Raw genomic sequence first — 24,665 nt, forward strand, 5'->3', positions numbered from 1 at the left:
GTCGGCAGGTCATCAAGCACCGCTGTTGTGGGTGGGCTCTGCAGGGCTTGATGAAGCGTGGATTTCTGCTGGGGGCTGAGCTGGCCTAGTTGAGCCAGCCAGTGGTGAAAGGCTTGAGTATCCATGAGCGGCAGACCTCCCGAGCGGATGCCTGCCTTTCAGATTAGTTCTTGCAACACATCATTGGGACATAGCCTAAAAAAACCCGCTTCGGCGGGTTTTTTTTGGGCTTAGCACTGGCTGCTTTTTGCTCTGGTCGTCGCTCTAGAACAGGTCGATTGGCGCGGCTTCGTCGACGGGCAGAGGGCTGCCAGGAATTGCCAGGCTGGGGTCCAGCTCGCTCATTGGCGGCGGCGAGTCTTCGCTCTTGAACAGCTCGAAATAGGCATCCGCTGTGCCCGGGGTTGCGATGCGGCCGCTGTACGGGTCGATACGCAGGGTCAAGAGTCCTGGCGGCTCCGAAGGCGGATGGCTGGCCTTGCCGTTCAGGGCGCTGGCCATGAACTTCATCCAGATCGGGAGTGCTACTGTGCCGCCATATTCATGGCGACCCAGGCTTTCCGGTTGATCGAAACCGGCCCACACCGTGGTGACATAGTCGGCGTTATAGCCCGAGAACCAGCTGTCCTTGGAGTCGTTGGTGGTGCCGGTTTTGCCGGCCAGGTCGTCACGTCCCAGGGCAAGTGCGCGGCGGCCGGTTCCGCGCTTGATAACGTCCTGCAGCATGCTGGTCATGATGTAGGCGGTGCGTTCGTCGATGATGCGCTCGGCGGCGATTGGGCCGGCGGCCTGGGCGCCGGCTTGCTCGCTGCTGGCAAGCAGCGAGCCGTTTGCACTCACGGGCGAGGCCCCGTCGGTGGGGACGGTGGGCGGGTTGGCGACGTACAACGGCTCGCCGTGGCGGCTGTCGATTCGTTCGATCAGGTAGGGTTGGGTCTTGTAGCCGCCGTTGGCGAATGCGGTCCAGCCGGTCGCCACTTCCAGTGGGGTCAGGTTGGCGGTGCCCAGGGCGAGGGACAGGTTGCGCGGCAGTTCCTGCTTGTCGAATCCGAAGCGGCTGACATAGTCCAGCGCATACTCGATGCCGATGGCTTGCAGCAGGCGGATGGACACCAGGTTGCGCGATTTGTACAAGGCTTCGCGCAGGCGGATGGGGCCGAGGAAGGTATTGTTGTCATTCTTCGGGCGCCAGACCTGATCGAGGTAATCGTCGACGAAGACGATCGGCGCATCGTTGACCAGGGTCGCGGCGGTGTAGCCGCTGTCCAGGGCAGCGCTGTAAATGAAGGGCTTGAAGCTTGAGCCTGGCTGCCTTTTCGCCTGGGCGGCGCGGTTGTAGTTACTCTGCTCGAAGGAAAAACCACCGACCAGGGCGCGGATAGCGCCGTTTTGCGGGTCGAGAGAAATCAGGGCGCTCTGAGCCATGGGGCGCTGGGAGAAGTGCAGGCTGCCATCGTCCTGGCGCTGGACACGGATCAGATCGCCGACCTGCGCCACATCGGCCGGTTTCTGTGGGCGAGGCCCAAGGCTGTTGGTATTGAGGAAGGGGCGCGCCCACTTCATGCTGTCCCAGGCGATGGCCTGTTCTTCACCGTTGCGGGTCAAGGCGAGGATGCCGCTCTTCTCGACCTGGGTGACTATCGCAGGCTCCAGTCCGCCGAGGGATTGCCGCTTGCTTAGCTCGCTGAGCCAGGCTTCGCGGTTCAGCCCGGGCAGTCGGCTCTCGGGGCCGCGGTAGCCATGGCGCTGGTCGTAGGCGATGAGTCCCTCGCGCACGGCATTGTTGGCCGCGTCCTGCAGGTCGCTGGGCACCGTGGTGGTAACGTTGAAACCTTCCGTGTAGGCGTCGCTGCCGTAGCGTCCCACCATCTCGGCGCGGACCATTTCCGCGACATAGGGGGCGACGACCTCCGGGCTGGGTACGTGGTAGCTGGCGTCAACCGGCTCTGCCAGGGCGGTTTCATAGCGCTGGCGGTCGATCCGGCCCAGCAGGTGCATGCGCCCTAGAATCCAGTCACGTCGCTCCTTGGCACGGGTCGGATTGATCAGCGGATTGAAGCGCGATGGCGCCTTGGGCAGGCCGGCGATCATGGCCATCTGCGCCAGGCTGAGCTCTGCGATTGGCTTGCCGTAGTAGACCTGCGAGGCGGCCTCGATGCCGTAGGCGCGGTTGCCGAGGTAGATCTTGTTGACGTAGAGCTCAAGGATTTCATTCTTGCTGAGCTCGCGCTCGATCTGCAGGGCAAGCAGGATTTCGTTGATCTTGCGGGAGAAGCTTCGTTCGTTGGAGAGAAAGAAATTCTTCGCCACCTGCATGGTGATGGTGCTGCCGCCCGACTGGATCTGCCCGCTTTTCAATATTTGCGTGGCAGCGCGCATCAGGCTGCTAAGGTCGACGCCATAATGGTGAGCAAAATTGTCGTCTTCGGCCGCCAGCAGGGCGTTGATGAAGTCGTCCGGAATGTCGCTGAAGGCGATCGGCGAACGGCGCATCTCGCCAAACTCGGCAATGAGCTTGGCGTCATTGCTGTAGACGCGCAGGGGGATTTGCAGCTGAATGCTGCGAAGTGACTCGACGGAGGGTAGGCTGGGGCTGAGGTAGAGAAATGCGCCGCTGAAACTGAGTAGCAGCCCGCAAAAAACAGCGACACAAGACCAGCAGAAAAACTTCAGCAGACGCATCAAGATGTTTGGATTTCCAAGTAAAAGAATGAGTTAAGCGGAAGGCAAAGCCGAAAGATAAAAGCTGATCACATTATAAGCGTTTTTTTTCCCGGGGAGCCATTTGCGCTTCTGTCAAGACTGTTATTTAATGTGAAAAAACATAAATAGTCCGTAAGTCGCGGATGCCAATAGGAAATCGGTCGTGCTAGGGCTCTTCAACAAGAAAGCGAATACGCTGCTGGGGATCGATATCAGTTCGACCTCCGTCAAGCTCCTCGAATTGAGTCGCTCAGGAAGCCGCTACCGGGTAGAGGCTTACGCTGTCGAGCCGCTCCCAGCCAACGCAGTGGTGGAGAAGAATATTGCCGAGCTCGAAGGCGTCGGGCAGGCCCTGTCGCGCGTCCTGGCCAAGGCCAAGACCGGCGTCAAGGCGGCCTCCGTTGCAGTAGCCGGTTCTGCAGTGATTACCAAGACCATAGAGATGGAGGCTGGCCTTTCTGACGATGAGCTTGAGAATCAGCTGAAGATCGAGGCCGATCAATACATTCCCTATCCGCTGGAAGAGGTCGCCATCGACTTCGAGGTGCAGGGTCCATCATCGCGAAATCCGGAGCGTGTCGAGGTGCTGCTTGCTGCCTGTCGCAAGGAAAACGTCGAGGTGCGCGAAGCTGCGTTGGCGTTGGCCGGACTGACAGCCAAGGTGGTCGATGTCGAGGCCTATGCGCTGGAGCGTGCCTACGGCTTGCTCGGCGAACAGCTGGCGGGTGGGCAGGACGAGCTGACCGTGGCAGTGGTCGATATCGGTGCGACCATGACCACGCTCAGTGTTTTGCACAACGGGCGCACCATCTACACGCGCGAACAGTTGTTCGGTGGCAGGCAGTTGACCGAGGAAATCCAGCGGCGGTATGGGTTGTCCGTGGAGGAAGCCGGTCTGGCCAAGAAGCAGGGGGGGCTCCCGGATGACTACGAGAGCGAGGTCCTGCTGCCGTTCAAGGAGGCCGTCGTTCAGCAGGTCTCCCGTTCCCTGCAGTTCTTCTTTGCCGCGGGGCAGTTCAACGATGTCGACTACATCCTTCTCGCCGGTGGCACGGCGTCCATTCCCGACCTCGACCGCCTGATCCAGCAGAAGATTGGCACGCAAACCCTGGTGGCCAATCCTTTTGCAGACATGGCCTTGAGTAGCAAGGTCAATGCCGGGGCGCTGGCCAGCGATGCTCCTGCCTTGATGATTGCCTGTGGTCTGGCGATGAGGAGTTTCGACTAATGGCGCGGATTAACCTTCTTCCCTGGCGCGAACAGCTGCGCGAGGAGCGTAAGCAGCGCTTCTTGGTCACCCTTGCCGGTGTTCTGGTGGTCGCAGCCGGCACGGTGTTCCTCGGTGATCAGTACCTGAGCGGGGCGATCGAGCATCAGGATGCGCGCAACGGCTTTGTGCGCAAGGAGATAGCCCTGCTGGACGCGCGTATCAAGGAGATCAGCGAGCTCAAGACTCGTCGTCAGCAGCTTCTGGAGCGGATGAAGATCATCCAGGATCTGCAGGGCAACCGGCCGATCATCGGCAGGGTCTTCGATCAATTGGTCAGAACCTTGCCGGACGGCGTCTATTTCACCAGCGTGAAAATGAAGGGAAAGAGCATCGCGATCGTGGGGGCGGCCGAGTCCAACAACCGGGTGTCGAACCTGATGCGTAATCTGGATGCATCCGATTGGCTCGAGGCGCCTAACCTGACCCAGGTCAAGGCGACTACGGCCGGTGCTCTGGATCAGGCGAACGTGTTTCAGTTGACCGTTCAACAAACGCAGCCTGCTGCCGAGCCGGAAGAGGGTGGTAAAAAATGAGTCTGGCCGAATCCATTGAAAACTTGCGCAAGGTTGACCTGAGCGATCTGGACCTGAACAACATCGGCTCATGGCCGGCGATCATCAAGGGCATTGTCTTTGTGTTGTTCTTCATAATAGTGCTAGCGCTCGGCTACAACTTTCACCTGAAGGATTTGCAGGCCAGTTTGGAGCGCTCCGAGGCTGAAGAGCAAACGCTCAAGCAGCAGTTCACATCCAAGGCATTTCAGGCGGCCAACCTGGAGGCCTATAAGGAACAGATGAAGGAAATGGAAGTTTCCTTCGGTGCGTTGTTGCGACAGCTGCCAAGTGATACTGAGGTGCCTGGCCTGCTTGAGGATGTAACGCGCACTGGGTTGGGTAGCGGTCTGGAATTTGAAGAGATCAAGTTGCTGCCGGAGGTCGCTCAGCAGTTTTATATCGAGTTGCCGATCCAGATTAGTGTTGTGGGCGGCTACCATGATCTGGCTACCTTTGTCAGTGGTGTGGCCAGTCTTCCACGTATTGTCACATTGCACGATTTCGAACTTAAACCTGTCGATGCTGAGAACTCTTCCGTTATCCGCATGAGCGTTATGGCGAAGACATATCGGTATAACGATAAAGGGTTGGAAAAATGAAGTCTGTTCGTTGGCTGGTAGCCGCTTGTTCACTGGTGGTTTTGCAGGGCTGTAGTTCGGACAGCGACTTTTCCGACTTGCAGGCGTTTATGGACGAGGTGCGTGCTCGGCCCAAGGGGGCGATAGAGCCGCTGCCGAAGTTCATGCCCTATGAGGCCTTTACCTATGGGGCATCTTCGCTGCGCAGCCCCTTCCAGCCGCCAATCAAGATCGAGGTGGCCGGCCGACAAAAGGGCTCTAAGGAAATAAAGCCGGATGAAACCCGGGTGAAACAGTTCCTCGAGGGCTTCAATATCGAAGCCTTCGAGATGGTCGGCACGCTGGCCAACAAAGACGGCGTGTTCGCCCTGGTTAGCGGGGCGGGCGGTGTGCATCGCGTCAAGGTGGGCGACTACCTGGGGCGCAACTATGGTCGTATCCAGGCCATCGATGAATCCAAGATCGATGTGATTGAAATCGTTCCAGATGGTGAAGGTGGCTGGCTCGAGCGTCCGCGTAGCCTCTCTCTCAAGGAGCGCTCTTAAGAGAGCGGAGTGAAGATGAAAAAAAATAACCGGTCTGCCCAACGGAACCCAAGCATGAACAGCTCCTCGTCGCGTCTAGGTGTCTCTCTGTTAGCGCTGCTGCTGTCGCCAGCACTCCTGGCGGCTAACCTGCAGAAGCTCGACGTCGCCGCCTTGCCGGGTGACCGGGTTGAGTTGAAATTGTCCTTTGATGAGCCTGTGCTGGCACCGCGCGGCTACACCATCGAGCAGCCGGCACGCATTGCCCTCGACTTTCCAGGGGTGTCCAGTGAGCTGGGGGAGAAGAATCGCGAGCTGGGTGTCGGAAATGCCCGTAGCGTCACGGTCGTCGAGGCAAAGGACCGGACTCGGCTGATCATTAATTTGACCAATCTGGCGCCCTACAACACCCGGGTAGAAGGCAATAACCTGTATGTGGTCGTAGGCGAGAATGCAGGAGCTGCCGCGCCTGTGCGCTCAGCGGCGGCCGTTGCGCCTGCTGCGCCGGCTCAGGCGAAGCCCAAGGTTTATGGCGCGAGCAGTCGCGCTATCAGTGCTGTCGATTTTCAGCGCGGCGAGCAGGGTGAGGGTAACGTTGTGATTACCCTGTCCGATTCGTCGGTTAGCCCCAATATCCAGGAGCAGGGCGGCAAGATTCGCCTGGACTTTGCCAAGACGCAGTTGCCCGAGGCGCTGCGTGTTCGCCTGGACGTGAAGGATTTCGCCACGCCCGTGCAGTTTGTCAGTGCAACTGGCTCGGCGGACAAGGCGAGCATCGTGATTGAGCCCACGGGCTTTTATGACTACCTCGCCTATCAGACCGATAATAAGCTGACCTTGAGCATCAAACCGCTGGCTGAAAGCGAGGTCGAGAAGCGCAAAGCTGAGCGTTTCGCTTACACGGGGGAGAAACTGTCGCTAAATTTCCAGGATATCGATGTCCGTTCGGTGTTGCAGTTGATCGCGGACTTTACCGACTTGAATCTGGTGGCCAGCGATACCGTGAGTGGCAACATCACCCTGCGGTTGCAGAACGTACCTTGGGACCAAGCCCTTGATTTGGTGCTGAAGACCAAGGGCTTGGACAAGCGCAAGGTCGGTAACGTGTTGCTCGTGGCTCCGGCCGATGAAATCGCCGCGCGCGAGCGGCAGGAGCTTGAGTCGCAGAAACAGATTGCCGAATTGGCGCCGTTGCGCCGTGAACTGATTCAGGTCAACTATGCCAAGGCCGCCGACATGGCCAAACTATTTCAGTCAGTCACGAGCGCCGAGGGCGGCGGCGATGAACGCGGGTCCATCACCGTCGACGATCGGACCAATAGCATCATTGCCTACCAGACCCAGGTTCGCCTCGACGAGTTGCGTCGAATAGTGGCGCAGTTGGATGTGGCGGTGCGTCAGGTCATGATCGAGGCGCGCATCGTCGAGGCCAACGTCGACTACGATAAGGCGCTGGGTGTTCGCTGGGGGGGGAACTTCTGGTCAGGTGATAAGTGGAATGCCTGGGGTAAAAATGGGAACCTTGGTGTTGAAGATGGGGATGAGGGAAATGTTGGGCGTTTTCCCGGCCTTCGAACCTCGCCAGTAAACTCTCCGTTTGTGGACCTCGGTGTCGCCGGTACTTCGGGGATCGGTATTGGCTTTGTAACGGACAACGTAATTCTCGATTTGCAATTGAGTGCAATGGAGAAAACGGGCGCTGGCGAGGTGGTCTCTCAGCCGAAAGTGGTGACCGCTGACAAGGAAACCGCGAAAATCCTGAAGGGTACTGAGGTGCCTTATCAAGAGGCGAGTTCCAGTGGTGCGACCACCACTTCCTTCAAGGAGGCAGCGCTATCTTTGGAAGTGACACCGCAGATCACTCCTGATAACCGGATCATCATGGAGGTGAAGGTGACCAAGGATGCCCCGGATTTCTCGGTCACGGCCTCGACTGGCGGGGTCCCTGCGATTCAGAAGAATGAAGTCAACGCCAAGGTGCTGGTAGCCGATGGAGAAACCATCGTAATCGGTGGTGTGTTCACCAATACTCAGTCTAAGTCGGTAGATAAGGTTCCCTTCCTGGGTGACTTGCCTTTCTTGGGGCGCGTGTTTAGACGTGACGTGGTGCAGGACAAGAAGTCGGAGCTGCTGATCTTCCTCACCCCGCGTATCATGAACAACCAGGCCATTGCTGTGAGCCGTTGATTCTGTGCGTAACGTGATCCTCGTGGGCCCGATGGGAGCTGGCAAGAGCACCATCGGGCGCTTGCTTGCCAAAGAGTTGCACCTGCCGTTCAGGGACTCCGACAAGGAGATCGAGCATCGGACAGGGGCGGATATCCCTTGGATCTTCGATGTCGAGGGCGAGCAAGGCTTTCGCGAGCGCGAGCAGGCGGTGATTGCCGAGCTGTGCGAAGCGGCAGGCATGGTTCTGGCTACGGGTGGCGGAGCGGTCATGCGCTCCGAGAATCGCGCGGCGCTCAGGCGTGGTGGTCGAGTCGTGTACCTGCATGCTTCAGTCGAGCAGCAGATCGACCGCACCTCCCGAGACCGTAATCGTCCTCTGCTGCAGACTGCTGACCCGGGCAAGGTGCTCGCCGAGTTGCTGGCCGTTCGCGACCCTCTCTATCGCGAGATCGCCGATGTTGTGGTGGAGACCGATGAGCGCCCGCCTCGGCTGGTCGTTCAGGAAATACTAGAGCGTCTCGAGGCGCTGCCTTCCCGTTAAAGCGTGAGCTGAACTGCGCTATCCTAGGGCCCTTTTGAATTCGGGGGCTTCATGCAAACTCTTCAGGTCGATCTCGGCGAGCGTAGCTATCCCATTTACATCGGTGCCGGCCTGTTCGGACGTCCCGAATTGTTGGTGCCACATATCGTTGGGCGCCAGGTGGCCATTGTTACCAACGAGACCATTGCGCCGCTGTACCTGGAGGAGGTCAAGGCGGCGCTTGCCGGCTATGCCGTGACCTCAATCGTCTTGCCGGATGGCGAGTCTTTCAAGAATTGGCAGACCCTGCAGCAGATATTCGATGGTTTGCTCGAGGCGCGTCATGATCGCAAGACCACGGTCATCGCGCTGGGGGGAGGCGTTGTTGGCGATATGGCTGGCTTCGCCGCCGCCTGTTACCAGCGCGGTGTCAACTTTATTCAGGTGCCCACCACGCTCTTGTCGCAGGTCGACTCCTCGGTGGGGGGGAAGACGGGGATCAACCATCCGCTGGGCAAGAATATGGTCGGCGCGTTCTATCAGCCGCAGGCCGTGTTGATCGATACTGCGAGCCTGGTGACCTTGCCGGCGCGGGAGCTGTCGGCAGGCCTGGCGGAGGTGATCAAGTATGGCTTGATCTGCGATGCGCCATTCCTGGCTTGGCTCGAGGAGAACATGCAGGCGTTGCGCGCGCTGGATCAGGCCGCGCTTACGGCGGCAATCGCACGTTCCTGTGCCGCCAAGGCGCGGGTAGTGGGGGCGGATGAGCGCGAATCGGGCGTCCGTGCCACGCTCAACCTGGGGCACACCTTTGGTCACGCCATCGAGACTCATCAGGGCTACGGTGTCTGGCTGCATGGCGAGGCGGTGGCGGCTGGCACGGTGATGGCATTGGAGATGTCGCATCGTCTCGGTTGGATCTCCAGCGCCGAGCGTGATCGGGCGATTCGCCTGTTTCAGGCGGCAGGACTGCCCGTGGCGCCGCCGGCAAATATGGCACCAGAAGACTTCCTCGAACATATGGCCGTCGACAAGAAGGTGATCGACGGGCGTCTGCGCTTGGTGTTGTTGCGCCACATCGGTGAAGCTGTCGTCACCAGCGAGTTTTCTCGCGAGATTTTGAATGCCACGCTCAGTGCAGATTATGCCGCGCTGGTGGATAGGCTTAACCATCAATGAGTGCTCCATGACCAGTTTGCATGCTGACGAGGCTTTCCTCGATCACTACGGTTTCAGTCACGACCCTTTTGCGGCGCGTGTGCCCGGCTTCAAGTTTTTTGCCGCCCAGCGCAAGCCGGTGCTGGGGCAGTTGCATCACCTGGCCCGCTACAGTCAGTTGTTGCTGGTGGTCACCGGTCCGCTTGGCAGTGGCAAGACCTTGCTGCGCCAGGCGCTGGTCGCCAGTACCAACAAACAGGCGGTGCAGAGTGTGATTTTCTCGGCGCGCGGTGCTGCCGAGCCAGACGCCGTGCTGCGGCAAATTGCCCAGGGCCTGCAGATGCAGCAAGCCGAGTCGGCGGCCATTCTGGCCCAAGTGGGGCAGCTGGCGCTCACCGGGCAGGAGGTCTACCTGCTGGTCGACGATGCGGAGCAGTTGAGCGACGCTGCGCTGGACGTTTTGTTACGACTGGCAGCCGGTAGCGTCGACGGGCGGCCGCACGTCTTCCTGTTCGCCGAACCGCAACTGCTCTCGCGACTGGAGCGGCTGGCCGACGGTGAGGAGTGCTTCCACGCCATCGACCTGCAGCCCTATGGTGACGAGGAGACGCAGGAATATCTTGCCCAGCGGCTGGAGGGCGCCGGTCGCGGGCTTGAGGTCTTCACCGGTGCGCAGCTTGCGACTATCCATGAGCAGTCGCAGGGCTGGCCCGGGGCGATCAATCGGCTGGCGCGGGACGTCTTGGTCGAGGCCATGCTTGCGCAGCAGGGGGCGGCCAGGCGTGCCGGGCTTACTTTCAGTCTGCCGAAGAAGCATCTGCTGGCATTGCTGGTCGTGGGCGTTGGTGTCGTGGCGGCCTGGTTGATGCAGGGGTTGCCGTCTGGCGATCCGCTGCCGTCGTCAGCGCCACTGCCCCTGGCCCAGGTCGAGCAATCGGCGTCGGTGGCGGTTGCTCCTGATGTGTCGGTCGAGGAGGGGACGCCGCCGATAGAATTTGCCGGCGCCAGTCAGCCGTTGCCCCTGCCGTTGGTGGGGGAGGCCCAGCCGGTTATTCGAGAACCGGTGACGAATGCGCTGGGTATGTCGGCGGAACGTGCGGAAGAGCCGGCTGCCCCTGTTGGTCAGGCCGTGGCTGCTACACAGCCAAAGCAGGTCGATGCATTGCCGGTCGCGGCCCCCGTGGTCCCACCGGCGCCTGTTGCGCCTGTGACTCCCGAGGTGGCGCCTGCCGTCAAGCCTGCGCCCGCGCAGCCTGTAGCGCCGGCCAAGCCGGCATCCGCTGCCGACTGGTATAGCGCTCAGCCCGCATCGCGTTTTACCCTGCAAATTCTAGGGTCGCGAGCCGAGGCAAGTGCTCAGGCTTTCGTCCGTCAGCACGGGGCGGACTATCACTACTTCAAGAAGCGCCACAAGGGGCAGCCGTTGTATGTGGTGACCTACGGCAGCTTCGCCACGCGCGAGGCGGCTCAGGCTGCATTGAGGCAATTGCCCGCGAAGGTGCTGGCGGGGCAGCCTTGGCCGCGCGCTTTTGCCGGCATTCAGCAGGAAATTGCCCAGGCCCGTTAGGCCGAACCGGGGGAGTTGACCGGCAAGTCGGTAACACGACCTGCTGGTCCGTTCCTTCGTTTTCGCGACATAAGGTTTCAGCGGTTCGCCACGAAGATTTGTGACGATCTGGGTGGGTATGTACAATGACCTCCCTTTTGCCTGCGCAAAGCTGGGGTATAGCCCTGGCTGCATGGTAAGTGTTTGAATTAGAAAGCAATTAGCCTCTTCGAGAGGTAGCCTGGTGAGAGTCCCTATGAAAGCAGGTTTGTACCGTCCTGATGAGTTCAAGGATAACTGCGGCTTCGGCCTGATCGCCCATATGCAAGGCGAGGCGAGCCATCACCTGCTGCAGACCGCTATCGAAGCGCTGACATGCATGACCCACCGCGGTGGGATCAATGCCGATGGCAAGACCGGCGACGGCTGTGGCCTGCTGATTCAGAAGCCCGATGCATTCCTGCGCGCCGTGGCCCAGGAGCAGTTCGGCGTCCAGCTGTCCAGCCAGTACGCGGTAGGCATGGTGTTCTTCAACCAGGACCCCGCCAAGGCCGAGGCGGCGCGTGAGAACATGAACCGCGAGATCCTGGCTGCCGGCTTGAAGCTGGTCGGTTGGCGCAAGGTGCCGATCGATACCAGCGTGCTCGGCCGCCTGGCCCTGGAGCGCCTGCCACAGATCGAGCAGGTCTTCGTCGATGGCGAGGGGCTCAGCGACCAGGAGTTCGCCATCAAGCTGTTCAGCGCCCGGCGCCGTTCCTCGGTGAGCAATGCCGAGGACGTCGACCACTACATCTGCAGCTTCTCGCACAAGACCATCATCTACAAAGGTCTGATGATGCCGGCCGATCTGCAGCAGTTCTACCCGGACCTGGGTGACGAGCGCCTGCAGACCGCGATCTGCGTGTTCCACCAGCGTTTCTCCACCAACACCCTGCCGAAGTGGCCGCTGGCGCAGCCGTTCCGCTTCCTCGCCCACAACGGCGAGATCAACACCATCACCGGCAACCGCAACTGGGCCCAGGCTCGTCGCACCAAGTTCGCCAACGAGCTGATCGGCGATCTGGACGAGCTGGGCCCGCTGGTCAACCGCGTGGGTTCCGACTCCTCGAGCATGGACAACATGCTCGAATTGATGGTCACCGGCGGCATCGACCTGTTCCGCGGCGTGCGCATGATCATTCCGCCGGCCTGGCAGAACGTCGAGACCATGGACGCCGACCTGCGCGCGTTCTACGAGTACAACTCCATGCACATGGAGCCCTGGGATGGTCCGGCCGGCGTGGTCTTGACCGATGGCCGCCATGCCGTCTGCCTGCTCGACCGCAATGGCCTGCGCCCGGCACGCTGGGTGACCACCAAGAACGGCTACATCACCCTGGCCTCGGAAATCGGCGTGTGGGACTACCAGCCCGAAGACGTGATCGCCAAGGGCCGCGTCGGTCCGGGACAGATCCTCGCGGTCGACACCGAGACCGGCCAGGTGCTGGCCACCGATGACATCGACAACCGTCTGAAGTCACGCCACCCCTACAAGCAGTGGCTGCGCAAGCACGCCCAGCGCATCCAGGCGACCCTGGAAGACCGCGACCACGGTTCGGCCTTCTACGACACCGACCAGCTCAAGCAGTACATGAAGATGTACCAGGTCACCTTCGAGGAGCGCGACCAGGTGCTGCGTCCCCTGGCGGAGCAGGGCCAGGAAGCGGTCGGCTCCATGGGCGACGACACGCCTATGGCGGTGTTGTCGCAGCGCGTGCGCTCGACCTACGACTATTTCCGCCAGCAGTTCGCTCAGGTCACCAACCCGCCGATCGACCCGCTGCGTGAAGCCATCGTCATGTCGCTGGAGGTCTGCCTCGGCGCCGAGCGCAACATCTTCAGCGAGTCGCCGGAGCATGCGGCGCGGGTGATTCTCAGCTCGCCGGTGATCTCGCCGGCCAAGTGGCGCGCGCTGATGAGTCTGGAGCGTCCGGGTTTCGATCGCCAGCTGATCGACATGAACTATGACGAGACCCTCGGGCTCGAGGCGGCCGTGCGCAACATGGCCGACCAGGCCGAGGAAGCGGTGCGCAGCGGCAAGGTGCTGCTGGTGCTGTCCGACCGCCATATCGCCCCGGGCAAACTGCCGGCGCACGCCGCGCTGGTCACCGGCGCGGTGCATCATCGCCTGACCGAGAAGGGCCTGCGTTGCGACTGCAACATCCTGGTCGAGACGGCAACCGCGCGCGACCCGCATCACTATGCGGTGTTGGTCGGCTTCGGTGCCTCAGCGGTCTATCCGTTCCTGGCCTACGAAGTGCTTGGCGATCTGATCCGCACCGGCGAAGTGCTGGGTGATCTGTACGAGGTGTTCAAGTACTACCGCAAGGGCATCTCCAAGGGCCTGCTGAAGATCCTGTCGAAGATGGGTATCTCCACTATCGCCTCCTACCGCGGCGCTCAGCTGTTCGAGGCCGTCGGCCTGGCCGATGAGGTCACAGAGCTGTGCTTCCGTGGCGTCGCCAGCCGGATCAAGGGCGCGCGCTTCGTCGACATCGAGGCCGAGCAGAAGCTGCTGGCGGGCGAGGCCTGGAACAACCGCAAGGCGATCCAGCAGGGTGGCCTGCTCAAGTTCGTCTACGGCGGCGAGTACCACGCCTACAACCCGGACGTGGTCAGCACCCTGCAGGCCGCCGTGCAGCAAGGCAACTACGAGAAGTACAAGGAATACAGCACCCTGGTGGATACCCGCCCGGTATCGATGATCCGCGACCTGCTCAAGCTCAAGCTGGCCGAGCAACCGCTGGAACTGGACCAGGTCGAGCCGCTCGAGGCCATCTTCAAGCGCTTCGACTCGGCCGGCATTTCCCTCGGCGCCCTGTCGCCGGAGGCCCACGAGGCCATTGCCGAGGCCATGAACCGCCTGGGCGCGCGCTCCAACTCCGGCGAGGGCGGCGAAGACCCGGCCCGCTATGGCACCACGCGCAGCTCGAAGATCAAGCAGGTGGCCACCGGCCGCTTCGGTGTGACTCCGGAATATCTGGTCAACGCCGAGGTGTTGCAGATCAAGGTGGCCCAGGGCGCCAAGCCCGGTGAGGGCGGCCAGCTGCCAGGCGGCAAGGTCAACGGCCTGATCGCCCGTCTGCGCTACGCGGTACCGGGGGTCACCCTGATTTCGCCGCCGCCGCACCACGACATCTACTCGATCGAGGATCTGGCGCAGCTGATCTATGACCTCAAGCAGGTCAACCCGGCGGCCCTGGTGTCGGTCAAGCTGGTGGCCGAGGCGGGCGTCGGCACCATCGCCGCCGGCGTGGCCAAGGCCTATGCCGACCTGATCACCATCTCCGGCTACGACGGCGGTACCGGCGCTTCGCCGCTGACCTCGATCCGCTATGCCGGCGCGCCTTGGGAACTTGGCCTGGCCGAGACCCACCAGACCCTGCGCGGCAACGACCTGCGCGGCAAGGTGCGGGTGCAGACCGACGGCGGCCTGAAGACCGGTTTGGACGTGATCAAGGCGGCCATTCTCGGCGCCGAGAGCTTCGGCTTCGGCACCGCGCCCATGATCGCCCTGGGCTGCAAGTACCTGCGCATCTGCCACCTGAACAACTGCGCCACCGGCGTGGCCACGCAGAACGACAAGCTGCGCAAGGATCATTTCATCGGCACGGTCGAGATGGTGATGAACTTCTTCACCTACGTCGCCGAGGAAACCCGCGAGTGGCTGGCCAAGCTGGGCGTGCGGAGCCTGGAAGAGCTGATCGGCCGCACCGACCTGCTGGAAGTGTTGCCGGGGCAGACCGAGAAACAGCAGCATCTGGACCTGAGCCCGCTGCTTGGCAGCGAGCACATCCCGGCGGACAAGCCGCAGTTCTGTCTGGTCGAGAAGAACCCGCCATTCGACCAGGGCCTGCTGGCCGAGAAGATGGTCGAACTGGCCAAGCCGGCGATCGATGCCGCCAGCGGCGGCGAGTTCGAACTGGATGTGTGCAACTGCGACCGTTCCATCGGTGCCCGCGTCTCCGGCGAAATCGCTCGGGTCCACGGTAACCAGGGCATGGCCAAGGCGCCGATCACCTTCCGCTTCAAGGGCACCGCCGGGCAGAGCTTCGGCGTGTGGAACGCCGGTGGCCTCAACCTGTATCTGCAGGGCGACGCCAACGACTACGTGGGCAAGGGCATGACCGGCGGCAAGCTGGTGATCACCCCACCGGCCGGCAGCCCGTTCGCCACCCAGGACAGCGCCATCATCGGCAACACCTGTCTGTACGGCGCCACCGGCGGCAAACTGCTGGCGGCCGGCACCGCAGGCGAGCGTTTCGCCGTGCGCAACTCCGGTGCTCACGCGGTAGTCGAGGGCACGGGCGATCATTGCTGCGAATACATGACTGGCGGTTTCGTCTGCGTGCTCGGCAAGACCGGCTACAACTTCGGTTCCGGCATGACCGGCGGTTTCGCCTATGTCCTCGACCTGGACAACAGCTTCTACGACCGGGTCAACCACGAACTAGTGGAGATCCAGCGGATCAACAGCGAGGCGATGGAGGCCTACCGCAGCCACCTGCAGCGTGTACTCGCCGAGTACGTCGAGGAGACGGGCAGTGCCTGGGGCGCCAACTTGCTGGAGAACCTGGACGACTACCTGCGCAAGTTCTGGTTGGTCAAGCCCAAGGCCGCAAGCCTGAAGTCGCTGCTCACCAGCACCCGCGCCAACCCGCAATAAAGCAGCTTCAAGCAGTCAGTCGCCTACCCGAGCGGGGTGGCGGCTGGCAAACTTGCCCTGATGTGTCATGCAGCTTGCCGCCGAGAGTGTGCAGTTGCTGTTAAGAGGTTTTTGAAATGACTGAACGTCTGAATAACGACTTCCAGTTCATCGAGGTCGGGCGCAAAGACCCGAAGAAGAAGCTGTTGCGCCAGCGCAAGAAAGAGTTCGTCGAGATCTACGACAACTTCAAGCCTGCCCAGGCCTGCGAGCAGGCGCACCGTTGCCTGGGCTGCGGCAACCCCTATTGCGAATGGAAGTGCCCGGTGCACAACTACATTCCCAACTGGCTGAAGCTGGTCTCCGAAGGCAACATCCTGGCCGCCGCCGAGCTCAGCCATCAGACCAACACCCTGCCGGAGGTCTGCGGCCGGGTGTGCCCGCAGGATCGTCTGTGTGAAGGTGCCTGTACCCTCAACGACGGTTTCGGCGCCGTGACCATCGGCTCGGTGGAGAAGTACATCACCGATACCGCCTTCGCCATGGGCTGGCGCCCGGACATGTCCAAGGTCAAGCCCACCGGCAAGCGCGTCGCGGTGATCGGCGCGGGTCCCGCAGGGCTGGGTTGCGCCGACGTCTTGGTGCGCAACGGCGTGACCCCGGTGGTGTTCGACAAGAACCCGGAAATCGGCGGCCTGCTGACCTTCGGCATCCCCGAGTTCAAGCTGGAGAAGACCGTGCTGAGCAACCGCCGCGAGGTCTTCGGCGGCATGGGCATCGAGTTCCGCCTGAATACCGAGGTGGGCAAGGACGTGACCATGGATCAGCTGCTCGACGAGTACGACGCCGTGTTCATGGGCATGGGCACCTACACCTACATGAAGGGCGGCTTCGCCGGCGAGGATCTGCCGGGCGTCTATGACGCGCTGGACTTCCTGGTCGCCAACGTCAACCGCAACCTCGGCTTCGAGAGGGCGCCGGAAGACTTCATCGACATGAAGGGCAAGCGCATCGTCGTGCTCGGTGGCGGTGACACCGCCATGGACTGCAACCGCACCTCGATTCGCCAGGGCGCCAAGAGCGTGACCTGTGCCTACCGTCGCGACGAAGAGAACATGCCGGGCTCGCGCAAGGAAGTAAAGAACGCCAAGGAAGAGGGCGTGAAGTTCCTGTTCAACCGTCAACCGATCGCCATCGTCGGCGAGGACAAGGTCGAAGGCGTCAAGGTGGTCGAGACCCGTCTCGGCGAGCCGGATGCTCGCGGTCGCCGCAGTCCCGAGCCGATCCCCGGCTCCGAGGAGATCATCCCGGCCGAAGCCGTGCTGATCGCCTTCGGCTTCCGCCCGAGCCCGGCGCCCTGGTTCGAGCAGTTCGCCATCGAGATCGACAGCCAGGGCCGCGTAGTCGCCCCTGAGAAGAACCAGTTCAAGCACCAGACCAGCAACCCGAAGATCTTCGCCGGTGGCGACATGGTCCGCGGTTCCGACCTGGTGGTGACGGCGATCTTCGAGGGCCGCAACGCCGCCGAAGGCATCCTCGACTACCTCGGGGTGTGAAACGCCGGATGGCTTGGTCGAAGACCTAAACGCGTCTGCGGCCGAGACAAATCGTCGCAATGGATAAAAGGCACGGCACCCGCCGTGCCTTTTGTTTTGCGGTCTGCGAAAATGCCCGCACTTTTTTGTAGACGACTTATTGCACGGGAATAGCCATGACCGCCCTGAAGAACGACCGTTTCCTGCGTGCCCTGCTCAAGCAACCCGTGGACGTCACCCCGGTGTGGATGATGCGCCAGGCCGGTCGTTACCTGCCGGAGTATCGCGCCACCCGGGCCAAGGCCGGCAACTTCGTCAACCTGATGAAGAACCCCGAGCTGGCCTGCGAGGTCACCCTCCAGCCGCTGGACCGATACCCGCAGCTGGATGCGGCCATCCTCTTCTCCGACATCCTGACCATCCCCGATGCCATGGGCCAGGGCCTGTACTTCGAGACCGGCGAAGGCCCGCGCTTCAAGAAGGTCATTGCCAGCGCCGCCGATATCGACGCCCTGGCGATTCCCGACCCAGAGCAGGACCTGGGCTACGTGATGGACGCAGTGCGCACCATTCGCCGCGAGCTCAATGGCCGCGTGCCCTTGATCGGCTTCTCCGGCAGCCCCTGGACCCTGGCCACCTACATGGTCGAAGGCGGATCGAGCAAGGACTTCCGCAAGTCCAAGGCGATGCTCTACGACAATCCGCAGGCCATGCACGCGCTGCTCGACAAGCTGGCGCAATCGGTAACGGCCTACCTCAACGGGCAGATAAAGGCTGGCGCCCAGGCCGTACAGATCTTCGACTCCTGGGGCGGCAGCCTGTCGGCGGCGGCCTATCAGGAGTTCAGCCTGGCCTATATGCAGAAGATCGTCGATGGCCTGATCCGCGAGCACGACGGCCGCCAGGTGCCGGTGATCCTGTTCACCAAGGGCGGCGGCCTGTGGCTGGAGTCCATGGCCGCCACCGGCGCCGAGGCCCTGGGCCTGGACTGGACCTGCGACATCGGCGACGCCCGTCGCCGCGTCGGCGACAAGGTCGCGCTGCAGGGCAACATGGACCCGAGCGTGCTCTATGCCAAGCCGACGGCGATCCGCGCCGAGGTGGCCCGCATTCTGGCAGCCTATGGCAGCGGCAGCGGCCATGTATTCAACCTCGGCCACGGCATCACCCCGGAAGTCGATCCGGCCCATGCCGGCGCCTTCTTCGAGGCGGTGCATGAGCTGTCGGCGCAATACCACGACGAGGCCTAGGGCCCGTTCAAGAAAAAGGCCGCTTGTTCAAGCGGCCTTTTTTGTTTCGCAACCCGTTCAGGGCTGACGCAATTCACGCACCACCTGGACCAGCGCCTGCTGCTGCTCGGCACTGAGCTTGCCGGCATAGCCGGACATCATCCGCGCGCCGTTGCGGATGGCGGCGAGGATCTGCTCATCGCTGGTGCGCGCCTGCCAGTCGGCATCGGCCAGGTCCTGGGCGAAGAACATCTTGCCGCGCAGGTTGTCGGCGCGACCGTCGTCGCCATGGCACTTGGCGCAATGCTGCTGATACAGCGCCGCACCGTCCACTTCGGCCAGGGCCGGGCATGCCGCCACCAGGGCGAGGCCGGCGAGCAGGACGACATAGGCGTTATTTGACATTGGCGATTTTTCCCTTGAGGGCGACGCCGGCCACGAAGGCCCCAGCGTGGCATTCGTAGTTCTGCGGGTCGCGGTACTCGTTGCGCTTGTAGTAGCTGACGATGTCCACCACGGCATTGGCGCCGGCGCGCTTGGCGGCATCCTGCAGGGTGATCAGGGCCGATTGCAGGACCCAGGCGCAGGCTTCCTCGTCGCTCTTGTTGAAGGCGTTGGTCTTCTTGTTGGTGACCGCGTCGTTGAGCGGCGCGACCTTGCCGGGCACCTGTTCGCCCGCCAGGTAGAACTTCACGCTACCGTCCAGGCGCCCGGCCTGGGTGGCCTGCTGGACCACCGCGTCGAAATCCAGGTGCAGGGTGGTGTCGCGGGCCTGGCTTACGCCGGGCAGGGTGCAGAGCGCGATCAGTGCGCCGATCCAGGTTGCCTTGTTCATCTTGCTAGCTCCTTGCGGGGGTGGGATCAGTCTTGCCGCGTCTGGGCCAGTTGCAGCTCCTTGAGGATGCTCTGGCTCAGGTTGTTGACCCAGCGGTTGTAGTTGCGGTGGATCTTGCCGTCCTTGTAATCGAGGGCGCGGCTGTCGCGGTAGCGGATCAGGTAGGTGGAGGGGTTGTAGACGACGTCGATCTCGGCATGGTGCCTGCCGCGCACGGTGATCGAAGCGCTGACGGTGCAGGGCTTGATCTGGTCGACCGTCCAGCCGCGCTGGCTCAGGGCGGCGAGAATGGCGCGCTGGAGCTGGGCGTCGCTGTATGGCTGGCTATGGGGCACCATCTGCTGCGGAGTGAGAACCGGCTTGGAGGTACAGGCCGCCAGGCCGAGGGCGAGCAGGCTGATCAGCAGGGTGCGTAGCATAGGGGGCATGGATTCGTCCTTAGGGCTCAATGCCAGCGGCGGAAGATCAGCGAGGTGTTGACCCCACCGAAGGCGAAGTTGTTGCTCATCACGTGGTCGTTGTGCATCGCACGGAACTCGCCGCGCAGGTAGTCGAGTTCGCCGCAGGCCGGGTCCACTTCGTCCAGGTTGAGGGTGTGCACGTAGCTGTCGCGGTTCATCATCTCGATGCTGAACCAGGCCTCCAGTGCGCCGCAGGCGCCGAGGGTGTGGCCGAAGAAGCTCTTCTGCGAGCTGATCGGCAGCCGTGGGCCGAACAGGCTGCTGGTGGCCTGGCTCTCGGCGACATCACCCTGCTCGGTGGCAGTGCCGTGGCCGTTGACGTAGCCGATGGACTCGGGCGCCAGGCCGGCATCCTCCAGGGCCAGCTCCATGGCCCGGCGCATGGTCGCCTGTTCCGGCTTGGTGGTGTGCTGGCCGTCGGCGTTGCTGCCGAAGCCAACGATCTCGGCGTGGATCCGTGCACCGCGCGCCAGGGCGTGTTCCAGCTCCTCGAGCACCAGGATGCCGGCGCCTTCGCCGATCACCAGGCCGTCGCGGCCACTGTCATAGGGGCGTGGCGAGGTCTGCGGCGCGTCGTTCTTCAGGCTGGTGGCGTAGAGCGCGTCGAACACCATGGCCTCGGTCGGGCACAGCTCCTCGGCGCCGCCGGCGAGCATCAGCGGCAGGCGGCCGAACTTGATCGCCTCGTAGGCGTAGCCGATGCCCTGGCTGCCGCTGGTGCAGGCGCTGGAGGTGGGGATGACCCGGCCCTTGAGGCCGAAGAAGATGCTGATATTGGCCGCGGTGGTGTGCGGCATCATGCGCACGTAGGAGTTGGCGTTGAGGCCATCGGCCACCGAGTTGAGCAGCATGTTGCCGAACGCCTTGATCTCCTCGGTGCTGCCGGTGGAGGAGCCACAGGCCACGCCCATGCGCCCGTCCTGGATGCAGGCGTCGCCGAGCAGGCCGGCATCTGCCAGGGCCCGCTCGGCGGCGAACACCGCCAGCTTGGACACCCGGCCCATGCTGCGCAGCTGCTTGCGGGTCCAGTGCCTGGGCACGGCGAAGTCGTCGATCGGCCCGCCCAGGCGGGTGTTCAGCTCGCTGTAGCGGTCCCACTCGTGCATGCGGCGGATGCCACTGCGGTTGTCGCGAAAGTTCGCCTCGATGCTCGCCCAGTCGCTGCCCAGCGAGGTGGTGCCGGCCATGCCGGTGACGACGACCCGTTTCATCAACACAGCCCTCCATTGACTGCGAGGACCTGGCGGGTGATGTAGGCCGCCTCCTCGGACATCAGAAAATTCACCGCCCCGGCCACTTCTTCGGGGGTGCCCAGGCGCTGCGCCGGAATCATCTTGAGCAGTTCCTCGACCGGTACCTGCTCGTCGAGCATGTCGGTGTCGATCAGCCCCGGGGCCACGCAGTTGACCGTGATCCTGCGCTTGCCCAGTTCGATCGCCAGGGCCTTGGCGGCGCCGATCACGCCGGCCTTGGAGGCGCTGTAGTTGACCTGGCCGCGATTGCCGATCAGCCCGGAGACCGAGGTGATGCAGACGATGCGACCCGGCTGGCGGCGGCGGATCATCGGCATGGTAAGTGGATGCAGGACGTTATAGAAGCCGTCCAGGTTGGTGCGCAGCACCTGGTCCCAGTCGTCCTCGCTCAGCGCCGGGAAGGCACCGTCGCGGGTCAGGCCGGCGTTGCACACCACCCCGTAGTAGGCGCCGTGGGCCTCGACGTCGGCTTCCAGCACCTCGCGGCAGGCGGCGCGGTCGGCCACGTCGAACTGGAGGATGCGCGCTTGGCGGCCGAGCGCCCGGATCTGCGTCTGCACCGCCTCGGCCTCGTCACGGCGCGAGCGGCAGTGCAGGACGATATCGAAGCCGGCCTGGGCCAGGCGCAGGGCGATGGCCCGGCCGATGCCGCGGCTGGAGCCGGTGACCAGGATGGGATCGGTCATGGAGTGGTTTCCTGAGGTTGTTCGGCGAGATAACTGGCCACCTGGGGCGGACGGAATACGTTGAGGCGGGCGAAGGCCTCGATGCCGGGGCCGGACAGCCGGCACTCGAACACGCCCATGCCGTTGTCGTCCTGCAGCGTGCGGGTCGCGTGGATATGCAGCTCGGCCCCGGCCGGGAAGCGCTCGACGTTGCACTGGAAGCTACGGGTGCCGAGGAGGAAGCCCAGCTCCACCGGCGCCCCGGCCTGGCGCGCCTGGCAGCCGGCGTAGGCGGCGATGCTCTGGGCCATCAGCTCGACGCCGAGCCAGGCCGGCAGGCTGCCGTCGGCCTGGTTGAACAAGCCGGCGGGGCGTACCTGCAGGCGGGTTTCCACATCCTCCTCGCCGTAGCGCAGCACTTCATCGAGCAGGATCATGTCGCCGGCATGGGGCAGCAGTTCGGCGATCGGCCACAGGCTCATGGGGCGTCTCCGAGGATCAGCGAGAGGTTGTTGCCGCCGAAGGCGAAGGAGTTGCTCATCAACCGCCGGCGGGGCTTGTCGGTCAGGCGCGCGCCCTGGGGCGTCAGTTGTAGGCGCGGCAATGCCGGGTCCGCCTGGCCATCCCACAGGTGCGGCGGCAGCAGGCCGTCGCGGTTGTGTTCACTCAGGGTCAGCCAGCAGAACGCCGCCTCCAGCGCGCCGGCGGCGCCCAGGCAGTGGCCGCTCAGCGGCTTGCTCGACGAGCAGGGCACGCCCTGGGGGAACAGCGCGGCCACCGCCAGGCTTTCCATGGCGTCGTTGTGCGCGGTGGCGGTGCCATGCAGGTTGAGGTAGTCGATGTCCGCGGCGTCGATGCCGGCGGCGGCCAGGGCCTTGCCCATCGCCGCCTGGGCGCCCAGGCCCTCGGGCTGGGGCGCGGAGATATGGTAGGCGTCGGAACTGGCGCCGCCGCCGAGCAGGGCGATCGATACGGCGCCCCGGGGTACGGCATTCCGGGATACGGCGCCCCGGGGTCCGGCGCTCCGGGATAGGGCGCTGCGGTGGCCGGCATCCCGGGGGGCGGCCTCACGGGTCATCAGGAAGAGCGCCGCGCCCTCGCCGATATTGATGCCCCGGCGGTTGGCCGAGAACGGGTTGCAGCGTTCGGCGGCGACCGCCTCCAGGGCGGAGAAGCCATTGAGGGTCAGCCCGCACAGGCTGTCGACGCCGCCGCACAGCACCGCGTCGCAGACGCCCTGCTGCAGCAAGCGGTGGGCGCTGAGCAGGGCGCGGGCGCTGGAGGTGCAGGCGGTCGACAGGCAATAGGCCGGGCCCGCCAGGCCCAGCCAGTCGGCGAGGAAGCTGGCCGGCGCGGCCATCTCCTGCTGGGCGTAGGCGTAGTCGTCGGGCAGGGCGCCGCTGCTCAGGTACTGGGCGATACCCTGGCTGGCTTCGTGGATGCCCGAGGTGCTGGTGCCGATCACCACACCGATGCGGCCTGGGCCGTACTGGGCGATGGCGGCGCCAATCTGCGCTTCGATCTCCAGGGCGGCGGCCAGCAGCAGCTGGTTGTTGCGGCTGTGCGAGGCCTCCAGGCCCGCGGGCATGGCCGGCAGTGCGCCACGTACCGCGCCGACGGTCAGGCGGCGTTCGCCGACCCAGCCGTCTTCGCCGCGCATGCCGCCGGCGTCGCCGGCGAACAGGGCGTCGGCGACGGCCTGCTTGCCCTGGCCGAGGGCGCAGATGAGCCCGAGGGCGTTGAGGTAACTGGGCATCATGAGCCTTCTTCGGCGGCCAGGGCGCTGACCCGGTAGGTCAGCTCCGCGGCCTGGTACAAAGTGAAATCCAGCGGCGCACGGTAGCGGATTCGCCACGCCGGGTTAAGTCGGCGCTGACCATCGGCCAGCAGTTGCCAGCTGCCTGGCGCATAGCGGCTTGCCAGCGCCTGTTCCGGGGTTAGGGCGAACAGCAGCGCGGCGAACAGCTGGCGCGCCTCGTCATTGGGCGGCAGCAGGCCATCGGCCAGCCAGGCGCCTCGCTGCAGGCGCTGGCGCGCCAGGGGCACGCCGAAGGGGTCGAACAGCGACCAGCGCAGCTCGTCGCCCTGTGCCTGCACCACCAGCAGCCAGTCGCGGCGCGCGCCGGCCTGCTCGCGCTGGATATGCAGCGACAGCGGCAGCGCCGCGTTCAAGGGCGGCGTCTCGGCGGGCAGTGGCGTCTGCGTTGCGCAGGCGGCGAGCAGCAGGCCCAGGCTCACGATCAGCGCCCGGATCATCGGCTGCTGTGCTCCGGTTTGCGCGCCACCACGTTGACCAGGGTCTCGTTGCGCTGGCCGAACGGCTTGGGCTGGCGCAGGCCCCAGCGCTCGAGCAGGCCGAAATCGCTGGCGCGGCTCCACCACAGGTAGGGGTAGGAAACGTTGGCCTCGGTGAACGCGAAGCCCTGCTCGCGCAGCATGGCCAGGTACTGCTCGGCGCTCTTCTGCACCTGCATGGGGTGGCGGAACAGCCAGCGGATCACCCAGGTGTCGATGTAGTACTTGGTCGACTCGGCGAACAGCAGCAGGCCGCCGGGCTTGAGTACCCGCCAGAACTCGGCGAGCGCCTTTTCCTGCTCGACCAAGTGGTGGAAGGTCTGGTGGCAGAACAGCAGATCGACGCTGGCGTCGGCCAGCTGGATGGCCGCGCAGTCGCTGGCGATCAGCTGCACCTCAAGGCCCAGCCTGGCGGCCTCGGCGCGGGAGCAGTCGAGGCTGTGCGGGTCGGCGTCCAGACCGATCAGCCGGCTGGGCTGCAGGGCCTGGTCGAGCAGGGCGAACGACTTGCCCTGGCCGCAGCCGGCGTCGAGCACCACTGGCGCGGTGGGCAGCTGATTGCCGGCCAGGCGCTTGAGGTCGGCGATCGCCACGCGCAGCACATGGTGCTGCCAGACATGGCTCTGCAGGAACCAGAAGCCGAAACCGGTTTCTTCTACGTAGCTGGAGGCGGGGTTCATGGGCAC

General features: G+C 63.5%; 21 protein-coding genes. 11 read left to right on the forward strand and 10 right to left on the reverse strand.

All coding sequences use genetic code 11. The features are described 5' to 3' along the window. Window positions 1-264 precede the first annotated feature (264 nt). Window positions 265-2,685, reverse strand: coding sequence for a penicillin-binding protein 1A (locus AB5S05_RS04830; RefSeq protein WP_369286352.1), 2,421 nt, complete (start codon window positions 2,683-2,685; stop codon window positions 265-267). Between the two features lie 181 nt (window positions 2,686-2,866). Here AB5S05_RS04830 and AB5S05_RS04835 point away from each other — a divergent pair, with 181 nt between their 5' ends. From AB5S05_RS04835 to hemE, 11 genes are all read left to right on the forward strand, one after another. After that, a complete protein-coding gene (locus AB5S05_RS04835) occupies window positions 2,867-3,931 on the forward strand; it encodes a pilus assembly protein PilM (RefSeq protein ID WP_369286353.1) in 1,065 nt (354 codons plus the stop codon). Next, window positions 3,931-4,506 carry a type 4a pilus biogenesis protein PilN gene (gene pilN, locus AB5S05_RS04840; RefSeq protein ID WP_369286354.1) on the forward strand — a complete coding sequence of 192 codons (576 nt, stop codon included), beginning with the start codon at window positions 3,931-3,933 and terminating at the stop codon, window positions 4,504-4,506. Before AB5S05_RS04835 ends, pilN begins: the two co-directional genes overlap by 1 nt. Then, window positions 4,503-5,126 (forward strand): type 4a pilus biogenesis protein PilO, encoded by a 624-nt coding sequence (gene pilO, locus AB5S05_RS04845; protein ID WP_369286355.1) that lies wholly within the window; start codon window positions 4,503-4,505, stop codon window positions 5,124-5,126. The genes pilN and pilO overlap by 4 nt, the downstream gene beginning before the upstream one ends. Beyond that, entirely contained in the window at window positions 5,123-5,650 is a 528-nt protein-coding gene (gene pilP / locus AB5S05_RS04850; protein WP_369286356.1) for a type 4a pilus biogenesis lipoprotein PilP, read from the forward strand. The genes pilO and pilP overlap by 4 nt, the downstream gene beginning before the upstream one ends. A gap of 54 nt (window positions 5,651-5,704) precedes the next feature. Beyond that, window positions 5,705-7,816, forward strand: a complete 2,112-nt coding sequence (locus AB5S05_RS04855) for a type IV pilus secretin PilQ (RefSeq protein WP_369286357.1) — start codon at window positions 5,705-5,707, stop codon at window positions 7,814-7,816. A gap of 4 nt (window positions 7,817-7,820) precedes the next feature. Beyond that, window positions 7,821-8,339 (forward strand): shikimate kinase AroK, encoded by a 519-nt coding sequence (gene aroK, locus AB5S05_RS04860; RefSeq protein WP_369286358.1) that lies wholly within the window; start codon window positions 7,821-7,823, stop codon window positions 8,337-8,339. Between the two features lie 51 nt (window positions 8,340-8,390). Further along, window positions 8,391-9,497, forward strand: a complete 1,107-nt coding sequence (gene aroB, locus AB5S05_RS04865) for a 3-dehydroquinate synthase (RefSeq protein WP_369286359.1) — start codon at window positions 8,391-8,393, stop codon at window positions 9,495-9,497. 7 nt (window positions 9,498-9,504) lie between these two features. Continuing rightward, window positions 9,505-11,043 carry an AAA family ATPase gene (locus tag AB5S05_RS04870; protein ID WP_369286360.1) on the forward strand — a complete coding sequence of 513 codons (1,539 nt, stop codon included), beginning with the start codon at window positions 9,505-9,507 and terminating at the stop codon, window positions 11,041-11,043. Window positions 11,044-11,278: 235 nt separating this feature from the next. Beyond that, entirely contained in the window at window positions 11,279-15,727 is a 4,449-nt protein-coding gene (gene gltB / locus AB5S05_RS04875) for a glutamate synthase large subunit (RefSeq protein ID WP_369286361.1), read from the forward strand. Window positions 15,728-15,843: 116 nt separating this feature from the next. After that, a complete protein-coding gene (locus AB5S05_RS04880; RefSeq protein WP_369286362.1) occupies window positions 15,844-17,262 on the forward strand; it encodes an FAD-dependent oxidoreductase in 1,419 nt (472 codons plus the stop codon). Between the two features lie 155 nt (window positions 17,263-17,417). Then, the gene (hemE, locus tag AB5S05_RS04885; RefSeq protein ID WP_369286363.1) at window positions 17,418-18,491 is read left to right on the forward strand and encodes a uroporphyrinogen decarboxylase; all 1,074 of its coding nucleotides are present in this window, start codon (window positions 17,418-17,420) and stop codon (window positions 18,489-18,491) included. A gap of 57 nt (window positions 18,492-18,548) precedes the next feature. Here hemE and AB5S05_RS04890 read toward each other — a convergent pair whose 3' ends face one another. Genes AB5S05_RS04890 through AB5S05_RS04930 form a run of 9 tightly spaced genes read right to left on the reverse strand, consistent with a single transcriptional unit; the run spans window position 18,549 to window position 24,659 of the window. After that, window positions 18,549-18,875 (reverse strand): c-type cytochrome, encoded by a 327-nt coding sequence (locus tag AB5S05_RS04890; protein ID WP_369286364.1) that lies wholly within the window; start codon window positions 18,873-18,875, stop codon window positions 18,549-18,551. Continuing rightward, on the reverse strand, window positions 18,865-19,305 hold the full coding sequence (locus tag AB5S05_RS04895) for an excinuclease (protein ID WP_369286365.1): 441 nt from the start codon (window positions 19,303-19,305) through the stop codon (window positions 18,865-18,867). Before AB5S05_RS04895 ends, AB5S05_RS04890 begins: the two co-directional genes overlap by 11 nt. Window positions 19,306-19,331: 26 nt before the next feature. Next, entirely contained in the window at window positions 19,332-19,733 is a 402-nt protein-coding gene (locus tag AB5S05_RS04900) for a hypothetical protein (RefSeq protein WP_369286366.1), read from the reverse strand. 17 nt (window positions 19,734-19,750) lie between these two features. Then, window positions 19,751-20,977 (reverse strand): beta-ketoacyl-ACP synthase, encoded by a 1,227-nt coding sequence (locus tag AB5S05_RS04905; RefSeq protein ID WP_369286367.1) that lies wholly within the window; start codon window positions 20,975-20,977, stop codon window positions 19,751-19,753. Further along, window positions 20,977-21,705 (reverse strand): 3-oxoacyl-ACP reductase FabG, encoded by a 729-nt coding sequence (gene fabG / locus AB5S05_RS04910; RefSeq protein ID WP_369286368.1) that lies wholly within the window; start codon window positions 21,703-21,705, stop codon window positions 20,977-20,979. The genes AB5S05_RS04905 and fabG overlap by 1 nt, the downstream gene beginning before the upstream one ends. Beyond that, window positions 21,702-22,166: a hotdog family protein gene (locus tag AB5S05_RS04915; RefSeq protein WP_369286369.1), complete on the reverse strand. Its 465-nt coding sequence runs from the start codon at window positions 22,164-22,166 to the stop codon at window positions 21,702-21,704. Before AB5S05_RS04915 ends, fabG begins: the two co-directional genes overlap by 4 nt. Beyond that, on the reverse strand, window positions 22,163-23,440 hold the full coding sequence (locus AB5S05_RS04920) for a beta-ketoacyl-ACP synthase (RefSeq protein WP_369286770.1): 1,278 nt from the start codon (window positions 23,438-23,440) through the stop codon (window positions 22,163-22,165). Before AB5S05_RS04920 ends, AB5S05_RS04915 begins: the two co-directional genes overlap by 4 nt. After that, entirely contained in the window at window positions 23,440-23,940 is a 501-nt protein-coding gene (locus tag AB5S05_RS04925) for a DUF3261 domain-containing protein (RefSeq protein WP_369286371.1), read from the reverse strand. Before AB5S05_RS04925 ends, AB5S05_RS04920 begins: the two co-directional genes overlap by 1 nt. Next, window positions 23,937-24,659, reverse strand: coding sequence for a class I SAM-dependent methyltransferase (locus AB5S05_RS04930; protein WP_369286372.1), 723 nt, complete (start codon window positions 24,657-24,659; stop codon window positions 23,937-23,939). Before AB5S05_RS04930 ends, AB5S05_RS04925 begins: the two co-directional genes overlap by 4 nt. Between the last annotated feature and the right edge of the window lie 6 nt (window positions 24,660-24,665).

This window comes from Pseudomonas zhanjiangensis (assembly GCF_041027545.1).
In the GTDB taxonomy this organism is placed as follows: Bacteria; Pseudomonadota; Gammaproteobacteria; order Pseudomonadales; family Pseudomonadaceae; genus Aquipseudomonas; species Aquipseudomonas zhanjiangensis.

Coding starts and splice junctions, on each gene's coding strand:
- pilN (WP_369286354.1), top strand. CDS start 3,931: ATGGCGCGGATTAACCTTCTTCCCTGGCGCGAACAGCTGCGCGAGGAG.
- pilO (WP_369286355.1), top strand. CDS start 4,503: ATGAGTCTGGCCGAATCCATTGAAAACTTGCGCAAGGTTGACCTGAGC.
- pilP (WP_369286356.1), top strand. CDS start 5,123: ATGAAGTCTGTTCGTTGGCTGGTAGCCGCTTGTTCACTGGTGGTTTTG.
- AB5S05_RS04855 (WP_369286357.1), top strand. CDS start 5,705: ATGAACAGCTCCTCGTCGCGTCTAGGTGTCTCTCTGTTAGCGCTGCTG.
- aroB (WP_369286359.1), top strand. CDS start 8,391: ATGCAAACTCTTCAGGTCGATCTCGGCGAGCGTAGCTATCCCATTTAC.
- AB5S05_RS04870 (WP_369286360.1), top strand. CDS start 9,505: ATGACCAGTTTGCATGCTGACGAGGCTTTCCTCGATCACTACGGTTTC.
- gltB (WP_369286361.1), top strand. CDS start 11,279: ATGAAAGCAGGTTTGTACCGTCCTGATGAGTTCAAGGATAACTGCGGC.
- AB5S05_RS04880 (WP_369286362.1), top strand. CDS start 15,844: ATGACTGAACGTCTGAATAACGACTTCCAGTTCATCGAGGTCGGGCGC.
- hemE (WP_369286363.1), top strand. CDS start 17,418: ATGACCGCCCTGAAGAACGACCGTTTCCTGCGTGCCCTGCTCAAGCAA.
- AB5S05_RS04890 (WP_369286364.1), bottom strand. CDS start 18,875: ATGTCAAATAACGCCTATGTCGTCCTGCTCGCCGGCCTCGCCCTGGTG.
- AB5S05_RS04895 (WP_369286365.1), bottom strand. CDS start 19,305: ATGAACAAGGCAACCTGGATCGGCGCACTGATCGCGCTCTGCACCCTG.
- AB5S05_RS04900 (WP_369286366.1), bottom strand. CDS start 19,733: ATGCCCCCTATGCTACGCACCCTGCTGATCAGCCTGCTCGCCCTCGGC.
- AB5S05_RS04905 (WP_369286367.1), bottom strand. CDS start 20,977: ATGAAACGGGTCGTCGTCACCGGCATGGCCGGCACCACCTCGCTGGGC.
- fabG (WP_369286368.1), bottom strand. CDS start 21,705: ATGACCGATCCCATCCTGGTCACCGGCTCCAGCCGCGGCATCGGCCGG.
- AB5S05_RS04915 (WP_369286369.1), bottom strand. CDS start 22,166: ATGAGCCTGTGGCCGATCGCCGAACTGCTGCCCCATGCCGGCGACATG.
- AB5S05_RS04920 (WP_369286770.1), bottom strand. CDS start 23,440: ATGCCCAGTTACCTCAACGCCCTCGGGCTCATCTGCGCCCTCGGCCAG.
- AB5S05_RS04925 (WP_369286371.1), bottom strand. CDS start 23,940: ATGATCCGGGCGCTGATCGTGAGCCTGGGCCTGCTGCTCGCCGCCTGC.
- AB5S05_RS04930 (WP_369286372.1), bottom strand. CDS start 24,659: ATGAACCCCGCCTCCAGCTACGTAGAAGAAACCGGTTTCGGCTTCTGG.